14 protein-coding genes and 1 tRNA gene are annotated in these 17,387 nt (G+C 64.5%); 7 read left to right on the forward strand and 8 right to left on the reverse strand.

Going from position 1 to position 17,387, the window contains the following annotated elements; translation table 11 throughout:
* The first annotated feature begins 12 nt into the window (after positions 1 to 12).
* From AC2T9U_RS09730 to AC2T9U_RS09755, 6 genes are read left to right on the forward strand one after another with little or no spacing between them, the layout of a single operon-like run.
* Positions 13 to 798 (forward strand): hypothetical protein, encoded by a 786-nt coding sequence (locus AC2T9U_RS09730; protein ID WP_493695953.1) that lies wholly within the window; start codon positions 13 to 15, stop codon positions 796 to 798.
* Positions 795 to 1,775: a CocE/NonD family hydrolase gene (locus AC2T9U_RS09735; protein ID WP_493695954.1), complete on the forward strand. Its 981-nt coding sequence runs from the start codon at positions 795 to 797 to the stop codon at positions 1,773 to 1,775. The genes AC2T9U_RS09730 and AC2T9U_RS09735 overlap by 4 nt, the downstream gene beginning before the upstream one ends.
* The gene (locus AC2T9U_RS09740) at positions 1,772 to 3,157 is read left to right on the forward strand and encodes a YcaO-like family protein (RefSeq protein WP_493695955.1); all 1,386 of its coding nucleotides are present in this window, start codon (positions 1,772 to 1,774) and stop codon (positions 3,155 to 3,157) included. The genes AC2T9U_RS09735 and AC2T9U_RS09740 overlap by 4 nt, the downstream gene beginning before the upstream one ends.
* Positions 3,154 to 4,278: a hypothetical protein gene (locus AC2T9U_RS09745; RefSeq protein ID WP_493695956.1), complete on the forward strand. Its 1,125-nt coding sequence runs from the start codon at positions 3,154 to 3,156 to the stop codon at positions 4,276 to 4,278. Before AC2T9U_RS09740 ends, AC2T9U_RS09745 begins: the two co-directional genes overlap by 4 nt.
* The gene (locus AC2T9U_RS09750; RefSeq protein WP_493695957.1) at positions 4,275 to 5,981 is read left to right on the forward strand and encodes an ATP-binding cassette domain-containing protein; all 1,707 of its coding nucleotides are present in this window, start codon (positions 4,275 to 4,277) and stop codon (positions 5,979 to 5,981) included. Before AC2T9U_RS09745 ends, AC2T9U_RS09750 begins: the two co-directional genes overlap by 4 nt.
* On the forward strand, positions 5,978 to 7,633 hold the full coding sequence (locus AC2T9U_RS09755; protein ID WP_493695958.1) for an ATP-binding cassette domain-containing protein: 1,656 nt from the start codon (positions 5,978 to 5,980) through the stop codon (positions 7,631 to 7,633). The genes AC2T9U_RS09750 and AC2T9U_RS09755 overlap by 4 nt, the downstream gene beginning before the upstream one ends.
* A gap of 63 nt (positions 7,634 to 7,696) precedes the next feature.
* Here the strand turns inward: AC2T9U_RS09755 and AC2T9U_RS09760 are convergent, their stop codons facing one another.
* The 7 genes from AC2T9U_RS09760 to AC2T9U_RS09790 form a co-directional block, all read right to left on the reverse strand.
* Entirely contained in the window at positions 7,697 to 8,896 is a 1,200-nt protein-coding gene (locus AC2T9U_RS09760) for an alanine racemase (protein ID WP_493695959.1), read from the reverse strand.
* On the reverse strand, positions 8,893 to 10,605 hold the full coding sequence (locus AC2T9U_RS09765) for an IucA/IucC family protein (RefSeq protein ID WP_493695960.1): 1,713 nt from the start codon (positions 10,603 to 10,605) through the stop codon (positions 8,893 to 8,895). The genes AC2T9U_RS09760 and AC2T9U_RS09765 overlap by 4 nt, the downstream gene beginning before the upstream one ends.
* 27 nt (positions 10,606 to 10,632) lie before the next feature.
* Complete coding sequence (locus tag AC2T9U_RS09770) at positions 10,633 to 12,393, reverse strand: IucA/IucC family protein (RefSeq protein WP_493695961.1); 1,761 nt, start codon at positions 12,391 to 12,393, stop codon at positions 10,633 to 10,635.
* The gene (locus AC2T9U_RS09775; protein WP_493695962.1) at positions 12,390 to 13,574 is read right to left on the reverse strand and encodes an ATP-grasp domain-containing protein; all 1,185 of its coding nucleotides are present in this window, start codon (positions 13,572 to 13,574) and stop codon (positions 12,390 to 12,392) included. The genes AC2T9U_RS09770 and AC2T9U_RS09775 overlap by 4 nt, the downstream gene beginning before the upstream one ends.
* A gap of 197 nt (positions 13,575 to 13,771) precedes the next feature.
* The gene (locus tag AC2T9U_RS09780) at positions 13,772 to 14,767 is read right to left on the reverse strand and encodes an ABC transporter substrate-binding protein (protein ID WP_208302908.1); all 996 of its coding nucleotides are present in this window, start codon (positions 14,765 to 14,767) and stop codon (positions 13,772 to 13,774) included.
* On the reverse strand, positions 14,764 to 15,567 hold the full coding sequence (locus AC2T9U_RS09785) for an ABC transporter ATP-binding protein (RefSeq protein ID WP_115029183.1): 804 nt from the start codon (positions 15,565 to 15,567) through the stop codon (positions 14,764 to 14,766). The genes AC2T9U_RS09780 and AC2T9U_RS09785 overlap by 4 nt, the downstream gene beginning before the upstream one ends.
* 4 nt (positions 15,568 to 15,571) lie before the next feature.
* A complete protein-coding gene (locus AC2T9U_RS09790; protein ID WP_115029181.1) occupies positions 15,572 to 16,609 on the reverse strand; it encodes a FecCD family ABC transporter permease in 1,038 nt (345 codons plus the stop codon).
* A 245-nt stretch (positions 16,610 to 16,854) separates the two neighbouring features.
* Here AC2T9U_RS09790 and AC2T9U_RS09795 point away from each other — a divergent pair.
* A tRNA-Lys gene (locus AC2T9U_RS09795) sits at positions 16,855 to 16,927 on the forward strand.
* 138 nt (positions 16,928 to 17,065) lie between these two features.
* Here AC2T9U_RS09795 and AC2T9U_RS09800 read toward each other — a convergent pair.
* The gene (locus tag AC2T9U_RS09800; protein ID WP_493695963.1) at positions 17,066 to 17,335 is read right to left on the reverse strand and encodes a hypothetical protein; all 270 of its coding nucleotides are present in this window, start codon (positions 17,333 to 17,335) and stop codon (positions 17,066 to 17,068) included.
* Positions 17,336 to 17,387: the final 52 nt, after the last annotated feature.

Genomic DNA, 17,387 nt, shown 5'->3' on the forward strand with positions numbered 1-17,387 from the left:
TAAAGCAGGCCCGTGGACACATCCCGTCCACGGGCCTGCCCCGTCCCCGCACACAAAACCACCCACAACACACAACGACACGAACACAAACAACACAACAACGGCACCAGCGAGCGAGACATGACAACCCAGCGACTCCCCCACGGCGACGGCCAAGCCGTCCGCACCCCCGACGGCACCTACATGCACATCGCCCCTAACACCGACGCCGACACCCTCGCCACCGCGCTCGCCAACCGCACCCAATCACGCCGCCCCCACCAGCCCACCATCACCACCCACGGTCAGGCCCCCCAACTCTTCGACCCCCTCCTAGCCGCACTCGCCACCGCCTGCACCACCCCCAACGACAACACCACCCCACCCACCATCGCCCTGCACGCCATCACCACCCCCGAAGACGAAAACCTCGCCCACACCCACCTCACCAACGGCACCACCATCCTCGCCGTCCACCGCGAAGACGACGTCCTCTACATCCACCCCCTCGCCACCCCCAACGACCCCCAAGCAATCTCCCCCCACCACATCCGCGCCCGCCGCCTCGCAGCCAGCCCCGCCCCAGACCTCGCCCACACCCACTGGCACACCCACGGCGGCGACCCCCTCACCGACCTACCCCACCACGCCGCACACCTAGCCAGCGCACACCTACTCACCAACCTCCTCACCCACCTACACCACATCCCCCAACGCGGCCCCCACCTCCTCACCCGCATCGAAATGACCCCCCTACGCATCACAACCCACCCCATCATCGCCGTCCCCCCCACCGAACCCCTCCCCGCAGGCCGGTGACCCCCCAGACCCTCACCGTCCCCGCCCACGACGGCACACCACTACACACAATCCACATCCCCGCCGACACCACCACCCAACCCGCCCGGGGCATCATCCTCCTACGCACCCCCTACGGCGCACACCACCTCATCGGCGAAGCAACCACCTGGGCAAAAGCAGGCCTACACGCCTACGCCCAAGACGTCCGCGGACGCCACAACTCCGGCGGAATCTGGCAGCCATACACCCACGAAGGCCCCGACGGCACCGCCACCCTCACCACCCTCACCACCCGCCACCCCAACCTCCCCATCCTCATATCCGGCTCCTCCTACGGCGCCCACGCCGCCATCGAAGCCACCCGCCACACCACCGCCACCAACGGCCCAGCCATCACCGGCACCATCGCCATGGTCCCCGCCCTGGGCCTATGGGACACCGCCCACGACCCCGACGGCACCCCCCGCATCCGCGACCGCATCGGATGGTGGACCCAACACGGCCACGGCCCCCACTCACACCCACCACTCCCCCAAGAAAAACTCGACCACCTCACCCACCTGGCCACCACTGGCCACCTCACCGACCTCTTCACCAACACCCCCCTCGATACCCCCTGGCGCACCCTCTGGGCCGCCCCACAACCCAACCCCCACACCCGCTGGCACCCCGCCCACACCCCCCTACTCACCATCGCCGGCGACCACGACTTCTTCACCGAAGACGCCCACCAACTCCACCAACACTGGCCCGGCCCCTCCGCCCTCATCCACGGCCCCTGGGGACACGGACTCGGCACCGAACTACCCAAAAACCACCCCACCCGCACCGCCCTACGCACCCACGGCGGACTCTTCACCCCAATCCTCACCTGGGCAAACACCCTCCTAAACCCCAGCACAACCCCAGAACACCCCCACCTACACACCACCACACACCTCCACCTCGACCACGGCTGGCAACACAGCACACCCAGGACAAGGAGAACACCATGACCAACCCCAACCCCTGGCCCCTCGACAGCCTCGTCGACGAACACACCGGCATCATCCGCCGCGTACGCACCGTCCTACGCCCCGACCGCGCCCCCACCGCCTACACCTCCATGACCGCCGAAGTATCTGACGCCCGCCGCCTCGGCGAATGGCCCGCCGACCGCGTCTCCCTCGGCACCACCTTCGGCGACCCCCAAGGCGCCTGGATCGCCGCCGTCGCCGAAGCCTGCGAACGCTACTGCGGCAACCACCTCCCCCCCAACGGCGACACCCTCCGCCGCGGCACCGCCACCGAACTACACAACGACGGCCTGACCATCACCACCCCCGACAGCCTCCCCCGCCACGCCCCCTGGCAACACCAACGCCCCAACTTCGAATACACCCCCCTCACCGACACCACCCCCACCCTGTGGACCCGCTGCCACATCGACCACCCCGACCACCCCGGCCGCGGCACCGCAGGCGAAATCTGGGCACCCGCCTCACTGGTCTACCTCAACTGGCGCCTACGCCGATACCGCGACCTCCCCCGCACCCACCACCTCAACTACGCCGGAATCGCCACCGGACAAGGCTTCTCCGACGCCTGCGACCGCGCCCTCTTCGAAATCATGGAACGCGACGCCCTCGAACTATGGTGGCACCTGGGCTACCCCGCCCACGGCATCGACCCCGACACCATCCCCGGCCTCCACGAAGCCATGAGCGGCACCGACCTCGAATACCACGTCGTCGCCATGCCCCACGACTACGCCCCCGCCTTCGCCGCCCTCGTCTACGACCCCCAAACCGGACTCTACGCCGCCGGCTTCTCCGCCAAATCCGACCCAGCCGAAGCCGCACGCAAATCCGTCCTCGAAGCCGTCCACACCTGGATCTACACCCTCGGCACCCAACACGCCGACGGGTGGGTATTCCAAGCAGTCCAAGCCGGACTCATGGCCTCCGGCCTCTACCTCCCCCACCGCCTTGACGCCCGCTACCTCGACGACGCCGGCCCCCACCAACAACACGTCCGCGACCTAGGCGCACACGTCCAAATCTGGCAAGACCCCCGCACCCACCACCTCGCCCAACGCTTCACCAACCCCGCCCTAGGCACCATCCCCCTGACCGACATCCCCCCAGTCAGCCCCGCCCAACTACGCCAACGCCTGGCCAACGACGGCCACACCGTCATCGTCCGCGACCTCACCACCCCCGACGTCGCCCCCACCGGCCTCGCCGTCGCACGCGTCCTCGTCCCCGACATGATCCCCAACACCCCCGCCGCATTCACCTACTACGGCATGCCACGATTCACCACCGAAGCACACCGCCACGGACTACCCACACCCACCCCCGAAACCCTCAACCTCATCCCCGCCCCCCACATGTGAGCCCACCCATGCACCCCAACCCCTTCAGCCCACAAACACCCGGACCAACCACCCACCCCGGACCCCGCACCAACACCTGGGACGGCCCCACCCACACACCCACCACCACCGGCGCGCCCCTAGCAATCATCATCCGCGCCCTCGGATGGGGCCCCCACTTCCACCCCAACCCCCACACCGGAGAACCCACCAAACTCCGCCAACGCGGCGCCCCCTCCGCAGGCGCCTGCCAACCCCTCCAATGGCACATCACCTGCGGCACCGGATACGACCTCCCACCCGGCCACCACATCCTCCACCCCGACACCGGCACCTACACCCAACGCAACAACCCCAACGACCCCCCACCACTCCCCCACGGCCACGCCACCATCACCATCACCGCACTCCCCCAACGCACCGCCGCCCGCTACCACCACCGCAGCGCCCCCGCCATCATCGGCGACGCCGCCTATGCCACCGCACTCCTGCACGCCACCACCACCGGCACCAACCTCACCCCACACCCCCTACCCGGCGACGCCAACGAAACCGCAACCCGCATCGCCCTACCACCCCCTACCACCTGGACCAACCACTGGCCCAACACCCCCACCGAAATCCCCCTCACCGCAACCCACATCACCACCCCCGACGCCGACCCCACCACCAACCCCCACACCCCAACCACCAACCCCACCGGCAACTGCCAACCCCAACCACCCACCACCCCCACACCCCCCTACATCCCCGACACCACCGACCTGGGCCTCGACACCCCACCCCCCACCATCGACACACTCGAGACCCCACCCCCACCCATCACCATCCCCACCCTCCTCACCCGCCGCAGCCCCCACCCCCACCAACTCACCACCCCCACACCCCCCAACACCACCGCCCACGGCCACCCCCCACTAGGCCCCTGGTGCGCCAACCAACACTGGATCGACCAAACCCCCCACCTCCACCTCTTCCACGCCAGCCCACACCCCCACCACCAATGGACCGCCCACTACCAAGCCGCCCACACCCTCATCACCCACCTCACCCACGGCCGTAACGCCCGCCCCATCTCAGGCTGGACCCACAACCCCCAACACGGAAACATCAGTCACGCACTCGCCGTGGAGGCCCCATGAAAAACCACCTCAACAAACTCATCAGCCACATCATCGAACCCCGCCTGTGGAACCTCGCCACCCAACACCCCCGCCTCCTAGCCACCACCACCGCCCTCACCATCACCCACACCCTCACCTACTGGCTCCAAGCCCTCTTCCTCGCCCTCGCCCTCGCCGCCCTCGCCACCCCCAACACCCCCCTACCCACCATCCCCCTCACCGCAGCACTCACCTGCATCCTCGCCCGCACCGCCATCAGCCACGCCCTAGCCACCACCTCCGCACGCCTCGGCGAAAAAATCCGCACCAACCTACGCACCAACCTCCTCAACACCCTCCTAGCCCCCACCCGACTCCACGACACCGACGAACGACTCGGTGCCCGCCGCCTCGCCCTCACCGACGGCATCGACGGCATCGACGCCTACACCACCCGCTACATCCCCACCGCCCTCACCACCCACATCCTGTGCCCCACCGCCGTCATCCTCCTCGCCTTCCTCAACCCCTGGGCCGCCCTCACCACCGCCCTCTTCCTCACCATCGCCATCCACGGCCCCCGCCTGTGGAAAAAAACCATGACCCAACGCGGCCACAACCACTGGGACAGCTACGAACAACTCTCCGCAGACCACCTCGAATCCCTCCGCACCATGCCCACCCTGCGCGTCCTCGGAGCCGTCAACCGCCGCCGACAACTCCTCCAACACCGCTCCGACACCCTCCACCGCCACACCGTCGCAACCATGCGCATCTCCCTCGCCGACACCGGCATCATCGACCTCGGCATCCAAGCAGGCCTAACAACCGCAGCCATCCTCGCCGCCCTCACCGCCACCGGAAACATCACCACCCCCACCACACACACCACCATCGGCCCCTTCACCGGAGCAGCCATCACCTACCTCATCCTCCTCATGGCCTCCGAAACCTTCCGCCCAGTCCGCGACCTCGCCCGCCACTGGCACTCCGGCTACCTCGGCCTGACCGCCCTAGACTCCATCGACACAGCCCTAGGCAACACCACCCCCACCAAAACCCCCCACCCCACCACCACCGACACCGACACCACCCTCGAAGCCCTCACCGCCACCAACATCCACTTCTCCTACACCCCCGAACACCCCGTCCTCACCGGCGCCAACCTCCACCTCACCCCCGGAAAACTCACCGCCCTCACCGGCCCCTCCGGCTCAGGAAAAACCACCCTCTTCGACATCCTCCTGGGCCTACTCACCCCCGACACCGGCACCGTCACCCACCCTGGCCGCATCGCTGTCGTATCCCAACACTCCTACCTCTTCCCCGGAACCATCGCTGACACTCTGCGCACCGCCGCCCCCCACGCCAGCGAACAACAACTCTGGCAAGCGCTCGAAGCCGTTGGCCTCGACACCGAAATACGCACCTGGCCTGACCAACTCAACACCCGCCTCGGCGAAGCAGGAACCGGCATCTCCGGCGGACAACGTCAACGCCTCGCCATTGCCCGAGCCCTCCTCGCCGACGCCGCTGTGCTGCTCCTCGACGAACCCACCAGCGCGCTCGATGACCACAGCGCCAGCATCGTCTGTCAAACCCTGCGCAATGAAGCTCGCAACCGCATCGTCCTGATGATTGCTCACCGTCCCGAAGCACTCGCCGCAGCTGAGCAGACCTTGCGCATCACCGACCACCACATCGAGCACTCCACCACCGCACTCGGCCAGGAAGCATCATGAACACCACTGCGACTCGCACCTCAACCTTCCGGGACCTCGCCAGCCTCGCACCTTCTCTACGACCCGAAGCTGCTCCCCTAGCGTGGACCGTTTTTGTCGATCTCATCGCTAACCTCGCCCTAATCGGCTTGTCTGTTGCTACTGCTCACATCGTCGCTGTCGCCGTTATTGAGCACCGCGCCGATGATCCGGTGTGGTGGTGGGCTGCCATTGCGTTGGCTTTGCTTCGCCCGATCATCAGCTGGCATGAGATGGATATCTCGCACTCGGTCGCGTATCGGGTGTTGGCTCGGCTACGCATGGCCCTGTTCGATGGTTTTGCTCGTGGTGTCCCAGCTCGTACCGGCCTGCACTCGGGCAGGCTGGCTGCTACTGCCATGACTGACGTGGAAAAGCTGGAGTTTTTCTATGCGCACACCGTTGCTCAGCTAGCTGCGGCGGCCTTGCTTGTGGTTTTGGCGTTGCCTGTGGCATGGCTGGTAGCTCCTGCAGCGGCGTGTGTGGTGGCTGCTGCTGTGGTGGCGTTGTGGCTGGTTACGTGGCCCACGCTGAGCCGCGGCGAGCGGCTGGGTGCTGAGCAGCAGTCACGGCGGTCGGCGTTGTCTGAGGCTGTTGTTGATTTGCTTGCTGGCACGCGCGAGGTGCTTGTCTTTGATCGTAAGGAGCAGGCGGTAGCTGGTGTGACTGCGGCGGCAGCTGCGGTGGATGTTCCGGCTCGCAAGATCCGCACCTTGGAGGCTTGGGGCGCGTCGTTGCGTGAGGCTGTTGTGGTGGGGGCTTCGGTGGCGTTGGTGGTGGTGGGTGCTACGTCGGTGACGTTGGATCCGGTGTGGGTGCCGTGTTTGTTGGCGGGGTCGTTGACGTTGTTGGCGCCGGTGGCTGAGGCGGTGGCTGTGATCTCGACGTTGCAGCCTCATCGGGCTAGTGCGCGACGGGTGGCTCAGGGCGTGGCGTTGGTGTCAGAGGGGGCCGGTTCAGTGGTTCCTGCTGCCGGTGAGGTGGGTGTTTCTGGTGATGGTGGTGTGGCTGTGTCGACGTCTGGGGTGCAGTTTGCGTATCCGGGGCGTGCGGTGATTGAGGTGCCGGATATGTGTGTGGCGGCGGGTGAGCATGTGGGGATTGCGGGTCCGTCTGGGGTGGGTAAGTCGACGTTGGCGCGGTTGTTGACGGGGTTGTGGCGTCCGGATGGTGGCGTGTTGCGGGTGTGTGGGTTGGTGCCTGATGAGGTGCCTGCTGATCGATGGCCGGGGTTGGTGCAGTTGGTGGAGCAGGATGCGCCGTTGTTGCACGGTTCGTTGGCGGATAATTTGCGGTTGGGTGTTCCGGATGCTTCGGATGCGCAGTTGTGTGAGGTGCTGGAGCGGGTTGGGTTGCCGGTGGATGGTGGGGTGTTCTCGGCTGGGTTGGATACGCAGTTGGGTGAGGGTGGTGCTGCTTTGTCTGGTGGTGAGCGGGCGCGGGTGGCGTTGGCGCGGGCGTTGTTGTTGTCTCCTGCTGTGTTGGTGTTGGACGAGACGACGGCGGCGTTGGATGCGGTTGCGGAGGCTGGTGTGATGGATGTGGTTGCGAGTGTGGATGCGACGGTGTTGGTGATTTCGCATCGGCAGCGGACGTTGGAGCGGATGGATCGGGTGGTGGTGTGGCCGGGTTGATGGGTGTGGTGGGTGTGGCCGTGGCCTCTGGTGGTGGGGCACGGCCGTGTTGTTGGGGGTGGGTTAGGTGGTGTGGATGTAGTGGGTGGTGGGGTGTGGGTGCATGAGGAATTCGTGGTGGGAGATGTTCCAGGCGTAGGCGCCGGCGAGGCTGAATGCGATGCGGTCGCCGGCGCGTAGGGGTGTGGGGATGGTGCGGGAGAGGATGTCTTTGGGGGTGCAGAGTTGTCCGGAGACGATGGCGTGGTGTGGTGTGGTGGGGCTGGTTGGTCGGGGCCAGGGGTGTGGCCAGTGGTTGATGGGGATGACGGTGGCGGGTTGGTTGTGGTTTTTGGTGGCGGGGGTGCGGATGTGGTGTGTGCCGCCGCGGACGACGGCGACGGTGCTTGCGTGGCTGGTTTTTACGTCGAGGACTTCGGTGATGTACCAGCCGCAGTAGGCGGTGAGTGATCGGCCGGGTTCGATGCGTAGGGTGAGGTGGGGGTTGGTGGTGAGGATGGTGTGTAGTCCGGTGCCGTAGGTGTTCCAGTCGAAGTGGTGGTGGGGGTTGGTGTAGTCGACGTTCATACCGCCGCCGAGGACGATTTCGTTCAGGGGGATGTTGTGTTGGTGGCTGAGGGTGGTGGTGTGGTTGATGATGTGGTGGGCGTTGGTGAGGGCGTCGGTGGCGTTGAGGCCGCTGGCGAGGTGGGTGTGGATTCCTTTGAGGTGGAGGTGGGGGTAGGTGCCGTTGGTGAGGAGGGTGAGGGCGTGGTGGGCTTGTTCGGGGTCGAGGCCGAAGGGGGTGGGGGTGCCGGCCATGGTGAGGCCGGTTGGGTGGGGTTGTGTTGGTGGGTTGGGCAGGTTGAGGCGTAGGAGGATGTTGGTTGGGTGGTTGGGGTTGGTGAGGTGGGCAAGTTGGTGGAGTTCGTTGATGCTTTCGATGTGGATTCGGTGGGTGTTGTGGTTGATGGCGGTGGTGAGTTCGGTGTCGGTTTTTGCGGGGCCGCTGAAGGCGATGGGTCGTTGGGTGGTGTGTTGTGTGACGTGGGTGAGTTCGCCGCTGGAGGAGACTTCGAATCCGTCGATGTGGGGTTCGAGGGTGGTGAGAATGTGGGGGTCGGGGTTGGCTTTGGTTGCGTAGTAGAGCTCGAGGTTGGGTGGGAGGGCGGCGCGGATGGTGGTGATGTGGTTGTGGAGGCTGGGGAGGTCGTAGATGTAGGCGGGTAGTTGGGTGTGGTGGAGGTTGCGGGCGAGTTGGGTGATGGCTGGTGGTGTGTTCATGGGGTGGTTTGGGGGTGGTTGGGGGTGAGGGGGGAGGTGATGGGGATGTAGGTTGCTTGGCGGTCGGGTAGGCGGTTCCAGCGGGTGATGAGGTTGGCTTTGGCGGGTAGGGGTGCGCCGTTGAGCAGTTCGGTGAGGGGTTGGGGGTTGTTGTGTTGGTCTGCGTAGTTGTGGAGGGTGGTTCGGGTGTCGTTCCAGAGGTGGGTTTCGAGGTGGGGGTGGATGTCGGTGAGGGTGGCGGCGAGTTCGGTGAGGTGGTTGGTGAAGAGGCAGTAGGTGATGCGGTTCCAGCCTTGTTGTGGGGTGTAGGTCAGGGGGGTGGCGATGTGGGTGGGGAGGTTGTTGAGTAGTTCGGTGTGGTGGTGGTGGAGGAGTTTTGTGCCTTCGAAGTCACGGAAGATCATGCGGGTGGGTGTGCCGGTGGGGTCGACGCAGACGATGACGTTTTGGAGGTGGGGTTCGAGGATGAGTCCGTGGTCGAGGTAGGCGGTGAGGACGGTGGGGATGAGGAGGTTGTTGTAGGTCTGCCACCAGGTGCGGATGGTCTCGGGGGTGGCGTTGTGGAGTAGGTGGCTTGCGTGGGCGGTGGAGTGGGGGTGTTCTTCGGCGATGGCGGCGGCGAGGTAGGGGGTTTCGTTGGGTTGGAGGTGGGGTTGGAGGCCTTCGCGGAGGATGACGCTGAGTCCTTCGAAGAGGGTGGTGTTGGTGGTGCCGTCGGGGTTGGGTAGGGCGATGGTGCGGTAGGCGGGTTCGCGCAGGATGGTGGTGTTGGGGTGGGTGTGGTGGAGGGTGTCGAGGGTGTTTTTGAGGTGTTTGGTGAGGGTGACTGCGCCGGTGAGTTCGTAGGTGGCGTTGGTGCGGATGCAGTTGGTGATGCGGATGGCGAGGCTGAATTTGAGGAATTCGTGGCCGTTGTAGAGGGTGCGGACTGATGCGGTGGGGTGCCAGTGGCGGGCGCCGGGTCCTAGGTCGATGATGTCGCGGCGGGTGAGGGCGTGTTGGAGGGTGGGGTTGGTGGCGAGTAGTTGCCATTGCCAGGGGTGGGCGGGTAGGTATCGGTAGCCGTGGGGTGTGGGTGGGGCGTGGCGGTCGAGGGGTTTGGTGGCGTTGTCGTGGGCGGTTTCTTCGTGGATGAGGTGTTCGCGGATGGCGAGGTTGCGTAGGGGGAAGGAGGTGGTGGCTTCGGGTGCGTAGCGGTGCCAGTGGGTGTCGGAGCCGGTGTGGGCTTTGGGGGTGGGGTGGAAGCGGTGTCCGTGGATGAGTGTTTGTTCGGAGTTGATGTAGTTGAGGTGGGGGGTTCCGGTGTGGGGGGTGTGGTTGGTGTGGTGGGTGGTGGCGAGGTGGATGTGGTGGAGGCTGGCGCGGACTTGGTCGATGAATTCGTCGTTGGGGTGGCCTGTGTGGTGGGTGAGTTCGGTGTTGATGAGGTGGGCGAGTCGTTCGGCGTTGATGGGTTGCCAGGTGTTGTTGTGGTGTTCGTGGAGGGGGCCGTGGAATCGGTGGGTGCCGGTGATTGAGGTGTGGCGGATGCGGATGCGTAGTTGGGTGTTGGTGTGGGGAAGGGTGATGTGGAGGTGGTTGTTGGCGGTGTGGAGGTGGTTGTTGGGGCCGCAGAGTTCTCTGGTGAGGCAGTTGAGGAGGGTGTGGGTGGTGATGGTGTCGGCGTCGATGAGGGTGGTTTGGGTGATGTCGGTGTCGGTGGTGGTCATTGGTGTCCTTGGTGGTGGCGGTGTGGTTTAGGAGGTGGTGAGGTAGTTGGGTGCGGGTAGGTAGTACTTGTTGATGTCGCTGGCGTGGTGGCGGGTGCGGTGTTTGGGCAGGAGGGTGCCTGCGGTGAGCATGGCTTTGATGGGGTGGGTGGGGGCGTTGAGGATGTGGGTGCGGATGAGGTTTTGGGTGTGGGGGTTGGTGATGGTGTTTGTGGCTTTTTCGAGGCGTTCGCGTAGGAGGGGAAGGCTTGTTCCGGGGGTGAGGTGTCCGGTGTGTTCGAGGTGGATGGCGGGGGCGGCGCAGCATAGGTGGAGGGTGATGGTGGTGAACATGTCGGTGAGTTGGTGGGGGGTGCAGGCGTTGATGCGGGGGTCGTTGAAGGTGGGGTGGTGGGGTGGGGTGAGGTGTTGGTGGAGTTGGGGGGTGTAGATGCGGGGGCTGTCGTTGTCTTTGTAGAGGAGGCGGATGTGGTGGCCGCTGGGCAGGGTGGTGTGTGGGGGGTGTGGGGTGTGGCTGGGTGGGTCGATGACTAGGGAGATGTTTTGTTGGTGGGATTCGAGGGCGATGCCGTGGTCGAGGAGGGTGATGTGCCAGGTGAGGAGGGTGTCCCAGAGGGTGGTGAGGAGGGTGGTGTGGTTGCCGTTGGTGTGGCGGTCGGCGAGGTCGTCGATGACGAGGCGGCCGGTGGGGGTGGTGGCGGTGAGGGCTGCTAGGGGGAGGACGAGGGAGTTGGTGATGGTGGTGGGTAGTTGGCGGGCTAGGCAGGCTAGGAGGGGGTGGTTGGCGTGTGCGTAGCTTTGTTCGTCGGCGTGGAGGATGTGGTGGTTGTTGGTGGTGGTGGCGATGTGTTGGATGAGTTGGTGGCCGGTGGCGGTGTCGATGAGGCTGCCGGGGGTGATGGTGCGGGTGTTGCGGTTGCCGAGGGTGGCGGTGGTGATGGGGAGTTTGAGGTGGGTGAGGGGGTTGGTGGTCAGGGCGAGGGTGCGTAGGGAGAGGGTGGGGATGGTTTCGGGGCCTGGGGTGTGTAGGAGGTGGGCGGTGGTGGCTAGGCCTGTTGTGGTGAGGGCGTTGGTGAGGTGGGGGCCGATGGTTAGTGGGTGGATGGGTAGGGCGGTTTCGTGGGGGGCTAGGCCGGGGATGTCGGTGCGGGTGGGGGTGGTGGTGCCGGGGTGTGTGGTGAGGGTTTCGGTGGGGAGGGCGAGCCAGCGGAGGTGGATGTGGGGTGCGGTTTCGGGGGCGTATTTGTGGATGTCGTGGGGGTTGAGTCCTGTGCGTGCGTGGCTGGTGGGGTAGACGGGGTGTTCGGTGCGTGCGGCGAGTGCGTCGAAGGCGAGGGAGGCGTGGGGGCCGTACCAGGTGGATGTGTCGGGTCCGTGGGTGGTGGTGAGGTGGTGGTGGAGGGTGTGTTGGGTGGTGTCGTGGATGTGGGTGGTGGTGAGGTGGTGGGCGCATTCGGTGGCGAGGGTGGTTAGGCCGTTGCGGGTGTCGTTGTCTAGGAGGGGGGTGATGGTGGTGAGGAGGTGGGGGTAGGTGGTGATGTGGGGGCCGGGGTCGATGCGGGGGTGGATGGGGCGGGTGTGCCATTGGCACATGAACTGGGTGGGTTGGACGGGGATGAGTAGGTCGGTGGTGGGGGTGAGTGTGCGGCGTAGCCAGGGGCCGTCGTGGTGGTTTTCGAGGGTGGATGCGGTGCGGATGTTGCCGATGTCTTCGCGTAGGAAGGTGTCGAGGAGTCGGTGGATGAGGTGGGTTTCGTTGGGGTTGGTGGGGTGGTGTGTGGGGGTCATGGTGTGATTTCCCACGTGAGGGTGGCGAGGTGTTTTTCTGCGGCGGTGTTGACGGCGGTGGTGGTGGTTCCGGTGGTGCGTAGTACGCCGAGGTAGTCGCGGTTGGTGTGGTGTAGGGGGTGGGTTTCGCCGATGTTGCGTAGGGGGGTGTAGGTGAGGTGGGTGGTGCCGTCGGTGTGTTCGTGGGCGGTGGGGGCGGCGGTGAGGGTGCCGGGGGTGGTGGCGTGGGGCCAGTCGATGCGGGCGGCGATGTTGGTGCGTAGGGGTAGGTGTGTGGGTAGGGGGTGTCCTAGGTGGGTGCGCCAGACGTGTTCGAAGTAGGGGATGTTGTGTAGGTCGGCTAGGAGGAGGTCGCATTGGTCGCCGATGGAGCGGTAGTTCACTTCGATGAGGTGGACGTGTCCGTTGTTGACGATGAATTCGGTGTGGCAGGCGCCGAAGTTGACGCCGAGGATGTTGAGTTGGTGGAGGACTTGGTTGGTGATGTTGGTGGGGTGTGCGGGGGTGTATGTGCAGGTTTTTTCGATGAAGTAGGGGGGTGGGGTGGTGGTGGTGTGGAAGCCGCCGAGGATGTGGAGGTGGTGGTTGTCGCCGAGTGTTTCTAGGGTGCAGAGGTTTCCGGGGAGGTATTCCTCGATGAGGAGGGTGTCGTGTGGGCGGTGGGTGCGGATGGTGTTGATGGCGGTGGTGAGGTGGTGTGGGGTGTGGGTGAGGATGACGTCTTCGCTGGCGACGCCTTCGCGGGGTTTGATGACGCAGGGGTAGGTGATGGGGAGGGTGTGGATGGTGTTGGTGGGGGTGTTTGGTGGTAGTTCGGTGGTGGTGATTCCGGCGCCGTGGTGGGCGAGTTGGCGGCGCATGAGTGCTTTGTTTTTGGTGTGGAGGGTGGCGCGCCAGTCTTTGCCGGGGAGGTTGTAGTAGGCGGCGGCGAGGGCGGTTTGGGTTTGGAGGTGGTCGCTGTTGCTGAGGATGACGTCGGGGTGGGGGTGGTTGCTGATGGTGGCGATGACGTCGTGGTGGTTGAGGACGTTGCAGTTGATGATGCGGGTGTTGGTGGTGGGGGTGTAGTCGTTGGGGTGGTCGGTGAGGATGGTGGTGTGTAGGCCGAGGCGGTGGGCGGCGGGAAGGTAGCCGTGGGTGAGTGAGTGGTTGGGGTTGCGTGCGAGTAGGTATGCCTGCATGTGGGGCGGGCTTTCGGTGAGTGTTGTTTGGTGGGGCGTGATTTTTTGGGACCACTTTATGTGTGAATTTCTTTCGTACGGTGTGATGTTGGTGATGTTTTGGGTGGTTCTGTTTTTGGGTTTGGGGTTGGGTGGTTATACGCGTTGAGCCCCCTCCAGGTGGAGGGGGCTCAACGGGGTTTAGTGGGGTGTGGTGGTTATTTCGCGGGGTAGAAGGCTTCGTTCATGCTGGTGACGGCGTCGAGGTTGCCCCAGGTTCCGGGGAGGAGTTCGGCGGCTGGTAGGGCGACGATGCGGTCGTTTTTGACGGCTTCGACGTTGGCGAAGTTTTTGGTGAGCCATTCGCGGGTGCGTTTTTCGTGGTCTTTTCCGGTGGAGGAGAAGACGATGACTTCGGGGTTTTTGTCGACGAGTGTTTCGCGGGAGATTTCTGCGGCAAAGAATTTGGCGAAGGCGGGGTCGTCGGGGTTGAAGACGTTGTCTCCTCCGGCTGCGGCGACCATGGAGTGTTCTACGCCGCCACCGATGGCGGAGATGGTGTCGCCTTCGATGAATAGTTGGGCGACTTTGGGTTTGGTTTGGTCTTTGGCGCGTTCGGTGGCAGCGGTGAGGATGCCTTGGGCTTTGTTGTGGAGTTCTTGGGCTTCTTTGTCTTTGCCGAGGATTTTGCCGAGGGCGTCAATGTCGGTGAGGAGGTCAGTGACGTCAGCTTTGCCGCGTCGGTCGAGGCAGCCTGCTGCGGCGATGTAGACCTCGGCGCCTGCTTGGCGGAGTTGGTCTTCGGTGGCGTAGCCCTTTTCGGCGGTGAATTCGTAGGTGGTGGGTGAGAGGACGAGTTGTGGCTGGGTGCCTAGTAGTTGTTCTTTGGTGGGTGGGGCGCTGTCGGATAGGACTGTGGGTTTGTGGCCGTTGGCGGTGAGGCTGGTTGGGATGGGGGCGCCGTTGGTTTGGGCGATGGCGGTGACGCGGTCGGCTGCGCCGAGGCGGGCGATGAGGTCGCCTTGGCCTGGGTTGAGGGCGACGATGCGTTGTGGGTCTGCGGGGTAGGTGTGTGCTTTACCGCAGTTGGTGATTTGGGCGGCGTTTTTTCCGTTGTTGGCGGAGGAGTTGCTGACGCCTTGGCCGCAGGCGGTGAGGGTCAGTGAGCCGATGAGGGCGGCCGCGGCGGTGGCGGCGAGGGCACGGTTTTTCATGTGTTTTTCCTGTCTGTGTTGTGGGGGGATGGTTGGGTGACGCGGCGGCGGAATGAGAGGACGGTGCCGCCTCGGGGGTCTGTGAGGGCTACTGATTCGATGCCGAGTACCTGGTCGATGAGTTCGGTGGTGAGGGTGGTCTCGGTGGGTCCTTCGGCTAGGACGGTGCCGTTGTGGATGACGACGGCGCGTTGGGTGTAGGCCAGGGCGAGGTTGACGTCGTGGAGGGCGGCTAGGACGGTGGCTCCGCGGCTGGTGACGATGTGGAGGAGGTCGTGTTGGAAGCCGAGGTCGGCGTGGTTGGTGGGTTCGTCTAGGAGGAGGACGGGGGTTTGTTGGGTGAGTGCGCGGGCTAGGAGGATGCGTTGTTTTTCGCCTCCGGACAGGGCGGCGAAGGTGCGGTTGGCTAGGTGGGGTGCGCCGACGTCGCGTAGGGCGGTGTGGGCGATGTCGAGGTCTTGTGGTGAGTCTGCGCCGAATCCGCGTTGGTGGGGTACGCGGCCGAGGAGGACGACTTCGATTCCGGTGAGGGGGAAGTCGGTGCCTGTTTCTTGGGTCATGACGGCGATGCGTCGGGCGGCTTCGATGGAGGTGAGGGTGTGGATGTTGTCGCCGTTGACGGTGATGTGGCCGCTGGTGGGGTGGTGTACGCGGTAGGCGGTGCGTAGGAGGGTGGATTTTCCGGAGCCGTTGGCGCCGAGGAGGGCGACGGTGGTGCCGGTGGGGACGGTGAAGGTGGCGTTGTTGACGATGGTGTGTCCGCCGAGGTCGACGCGTAGGTCGTGGAAGGTGAGGTCCATGGTGTCAGATGTCTTTGTGTCGCATGAGCCAGAGGAAGAAGGGTGCGCCGGTGACGGCGGTGAGGATTCCGATGGGGATTTCGATGGGTTGGAACAGGGTGCGTGCTGCGAGGTCGCAGAGGGTGAGGAAGGTGGCTCCCATGAGGGTGGCGATGGGGATGACGCGGCGGTGGTCTGCGCCGATGAGCATGCGGGTGGTGTGGGGGATGATGAGGCCGACGAAGCCGATTCCGCCGGCGACGGCGACGGTGGCGCCGGTCAGGAGGGCGGTGATGGCTAGGAGGAGGCGGCGTAGGTGGGGGACGTTGACGCCGAGGGCGGTGGCGGTTTCGTCGCCGGTGGTCAGGGCGTTCATGGCGCGGGTTCGGGTGCCGACGACGATCAGGGCGATGGCTAGTACTGCTGCGGTGGCGGGCAGGGTTTGCCAGCTGGCTGCGGAGACTGATCCGAGGAGGAAGTGCAGGATGCTGTAGATGTTTTGGGCGTCGGTGGTGGTGATGAGGAAGTTGGTGAGGGCTGAGAGCAGTGATCCGAGGGCGACGCCGGCGAGGATGAGGCGGGCGGGGGCAATGATGCCGCGTTTTTGGGCGAGGTAGTACAGGACGGCGATGGTTAGGGCGGCGCTGGCGAAGGCGGCGGTGTTCAGGGCTAGGCCGGTGATGGCGGTGCTTCCGGTGACGATGGCCAGGACTGCTCCGAGGCCTGCGCCGGAGGAGATGCCGAGGATGTAGGGCTCGGCGAGGGGGTTACGGACGGTGACTTGGAGGATGACGCCGGCCAGGGCTAGGGATGCGCCGGTGAGGGCGGCTAGCAGGGTTCGGGGTAGGCGGAAGGTCCAGACGACTTGGTCTTGGGCTGGGGTGATGCTTCCGTCGCTCATCCAGGGCATGTTGGGGATGAGGTGTCCGATGACGATGCGGGCGGCGTCCAGGGGTGGGACCGTTAGGGGGCCGTTTGCGGTGGAGATGAGGATGGCGGCGATGAGGATGGTCGCGAGGACTAGGCACCACGGTAGGGTGTGATGTCGAGTGGTGGGTGGCACTTGGTTCCTTCCGGGTGTCCTGGTCCCTCCTGGCAGAGACTGCGATAATCATTATCATTAACAGATTGGGTGGGGCCACTTTTTGACCCCTGAAGCGGGTCGTTCGCGGGGCGCTGATCACAGTGCGGATGCCCGATGTGCTTTCTGCGAGTGAAAAGTTGTACGGTAGGTGCGGAACTTCCACTTTGTGGCGTTCTGAAGCGTTGTCTTACACTGTTCGCGCAGCGTAAGGCGTCAAGCGCTTCGGGCCTCTAGCTCAGTTGGCAGAGCATCGGACTTTTAATCCGCTGGTCGTCGGTTCGAGCCCGACGGGGCCCACAACAAACCTCCAGGTCAGACTTTGTCTCGGCCTGGAGGTTTCTTGGTTCTCTGAACAGATAGTGCGCACAAGGCCCTGAGTTCGATGACTATCCCCTGGTCACCTCTTGCCGGGCCTGCGCGCAGGTTACTCACACATCATTGACGTGCTTGCAGGGCCCGGATGGCGTCTGTGATCGTGGCGCCAGGGTGTTCAGCTCGGTATTTCTTAATGTCAGCTACGTCGGGATTTTCCCCAAATATGCCCGCGGGGTTACCCACTGTTTCTTCTTCTGACCACGACATGATGGCAACGATGAAAAATAGTGTTCCCGTCAGCGGTTCCTCTGTTCCGAACCACATGTACAAGCCCACAGCCAATAAAACCCACGGCGCTGAAGCTTTCACCCAAGGAACGTATTTACTCATCACGTAAAACCTTTTCTTGTAAAGAAGAAGCAGTCACAATTTTCCTTCACCA

Source organism: Dermatophilus sp. B7861-1, assembly GCF_058996045.1.

What these genes read in the sequence shown, in the direction of transcription:
- AC2T9U_RS09780 (WP_208302908.1), bottom strand. Translation starts at nt 14,767, where the DNA reads ATGAAAAACCGTGCCCTCGCCGCCACCGCCGCGGCCGCCCTCATCGGC.
- AC2T9U_RS09785 (WP_115029183.1), bottom strand. Translation starts at nt 15,567, where the DNA reads ATGGACCTCACCTTCCACGACCTACGCGTCGACCTCGGCGGACACACC.
- AC2T9U_RS09755 (WP_493695958.1), top strand. Translation starts at nt 5,978, where the DNA reads ATGAACACCACTGCGACTCGCACCTCAACCTTCCGGGACCTCGCCAGC.
- AC2T9U_RS09775 (WP_493695962.1), bottom strand. Translation starts at nt 13,574, where the DNA reads ATGCAGGCATACCTACTCGCACGCAACCCCAACCACTCACTCACCCAC.
- AC2T9U_RS09740 (WP_493695955.1), top strand. Translation starts at nt 1,772, where the DNA reads ATGACCAACCCCAACCCCTGGCCCCTCGACAGCCTCGTCGACGAACAC.
- AC2T9U_RS09770 (WP_493695961.1), bottom strand. Translation starts at nt 12,393, where the DNA reads ATGACCCCCACACACCACCCCACCAACCCCAACGAAACCCACCTCATC.
- AC2T9U_RS09765 (WP_493695960.1), bottom strand. Translation starts at nt 10,605, where the DNA reads ATGACCACCACCGACACCGACATCACCCAAACCACCCTCATCGACGCC.
- AC2T9U_RS09800 (WP_493695963.1), bottom strand. Translation starts at nt 17,335, where the DNA reads ATGAGTAAATACGTTCCTTGGGTGAAAGCTTCAGCGCCGTGGGTTTTA.
- AC2T9U_RS09760 (WP_493695959.1), bottom strand. Translation starts at nt 8,896, where the DNA reads ATGAACACACCACCAGCCATCACCCAACTCGCCCGCAACCTCCACCAC.
- AC2T9U_RS09750 (WP_493695957.1), top strand. Translation starts at nt 4,275, where the DNA reads ATGAAAAACCACCTCAACAAACTCATCAGCCACATCATCGAACCCCGC.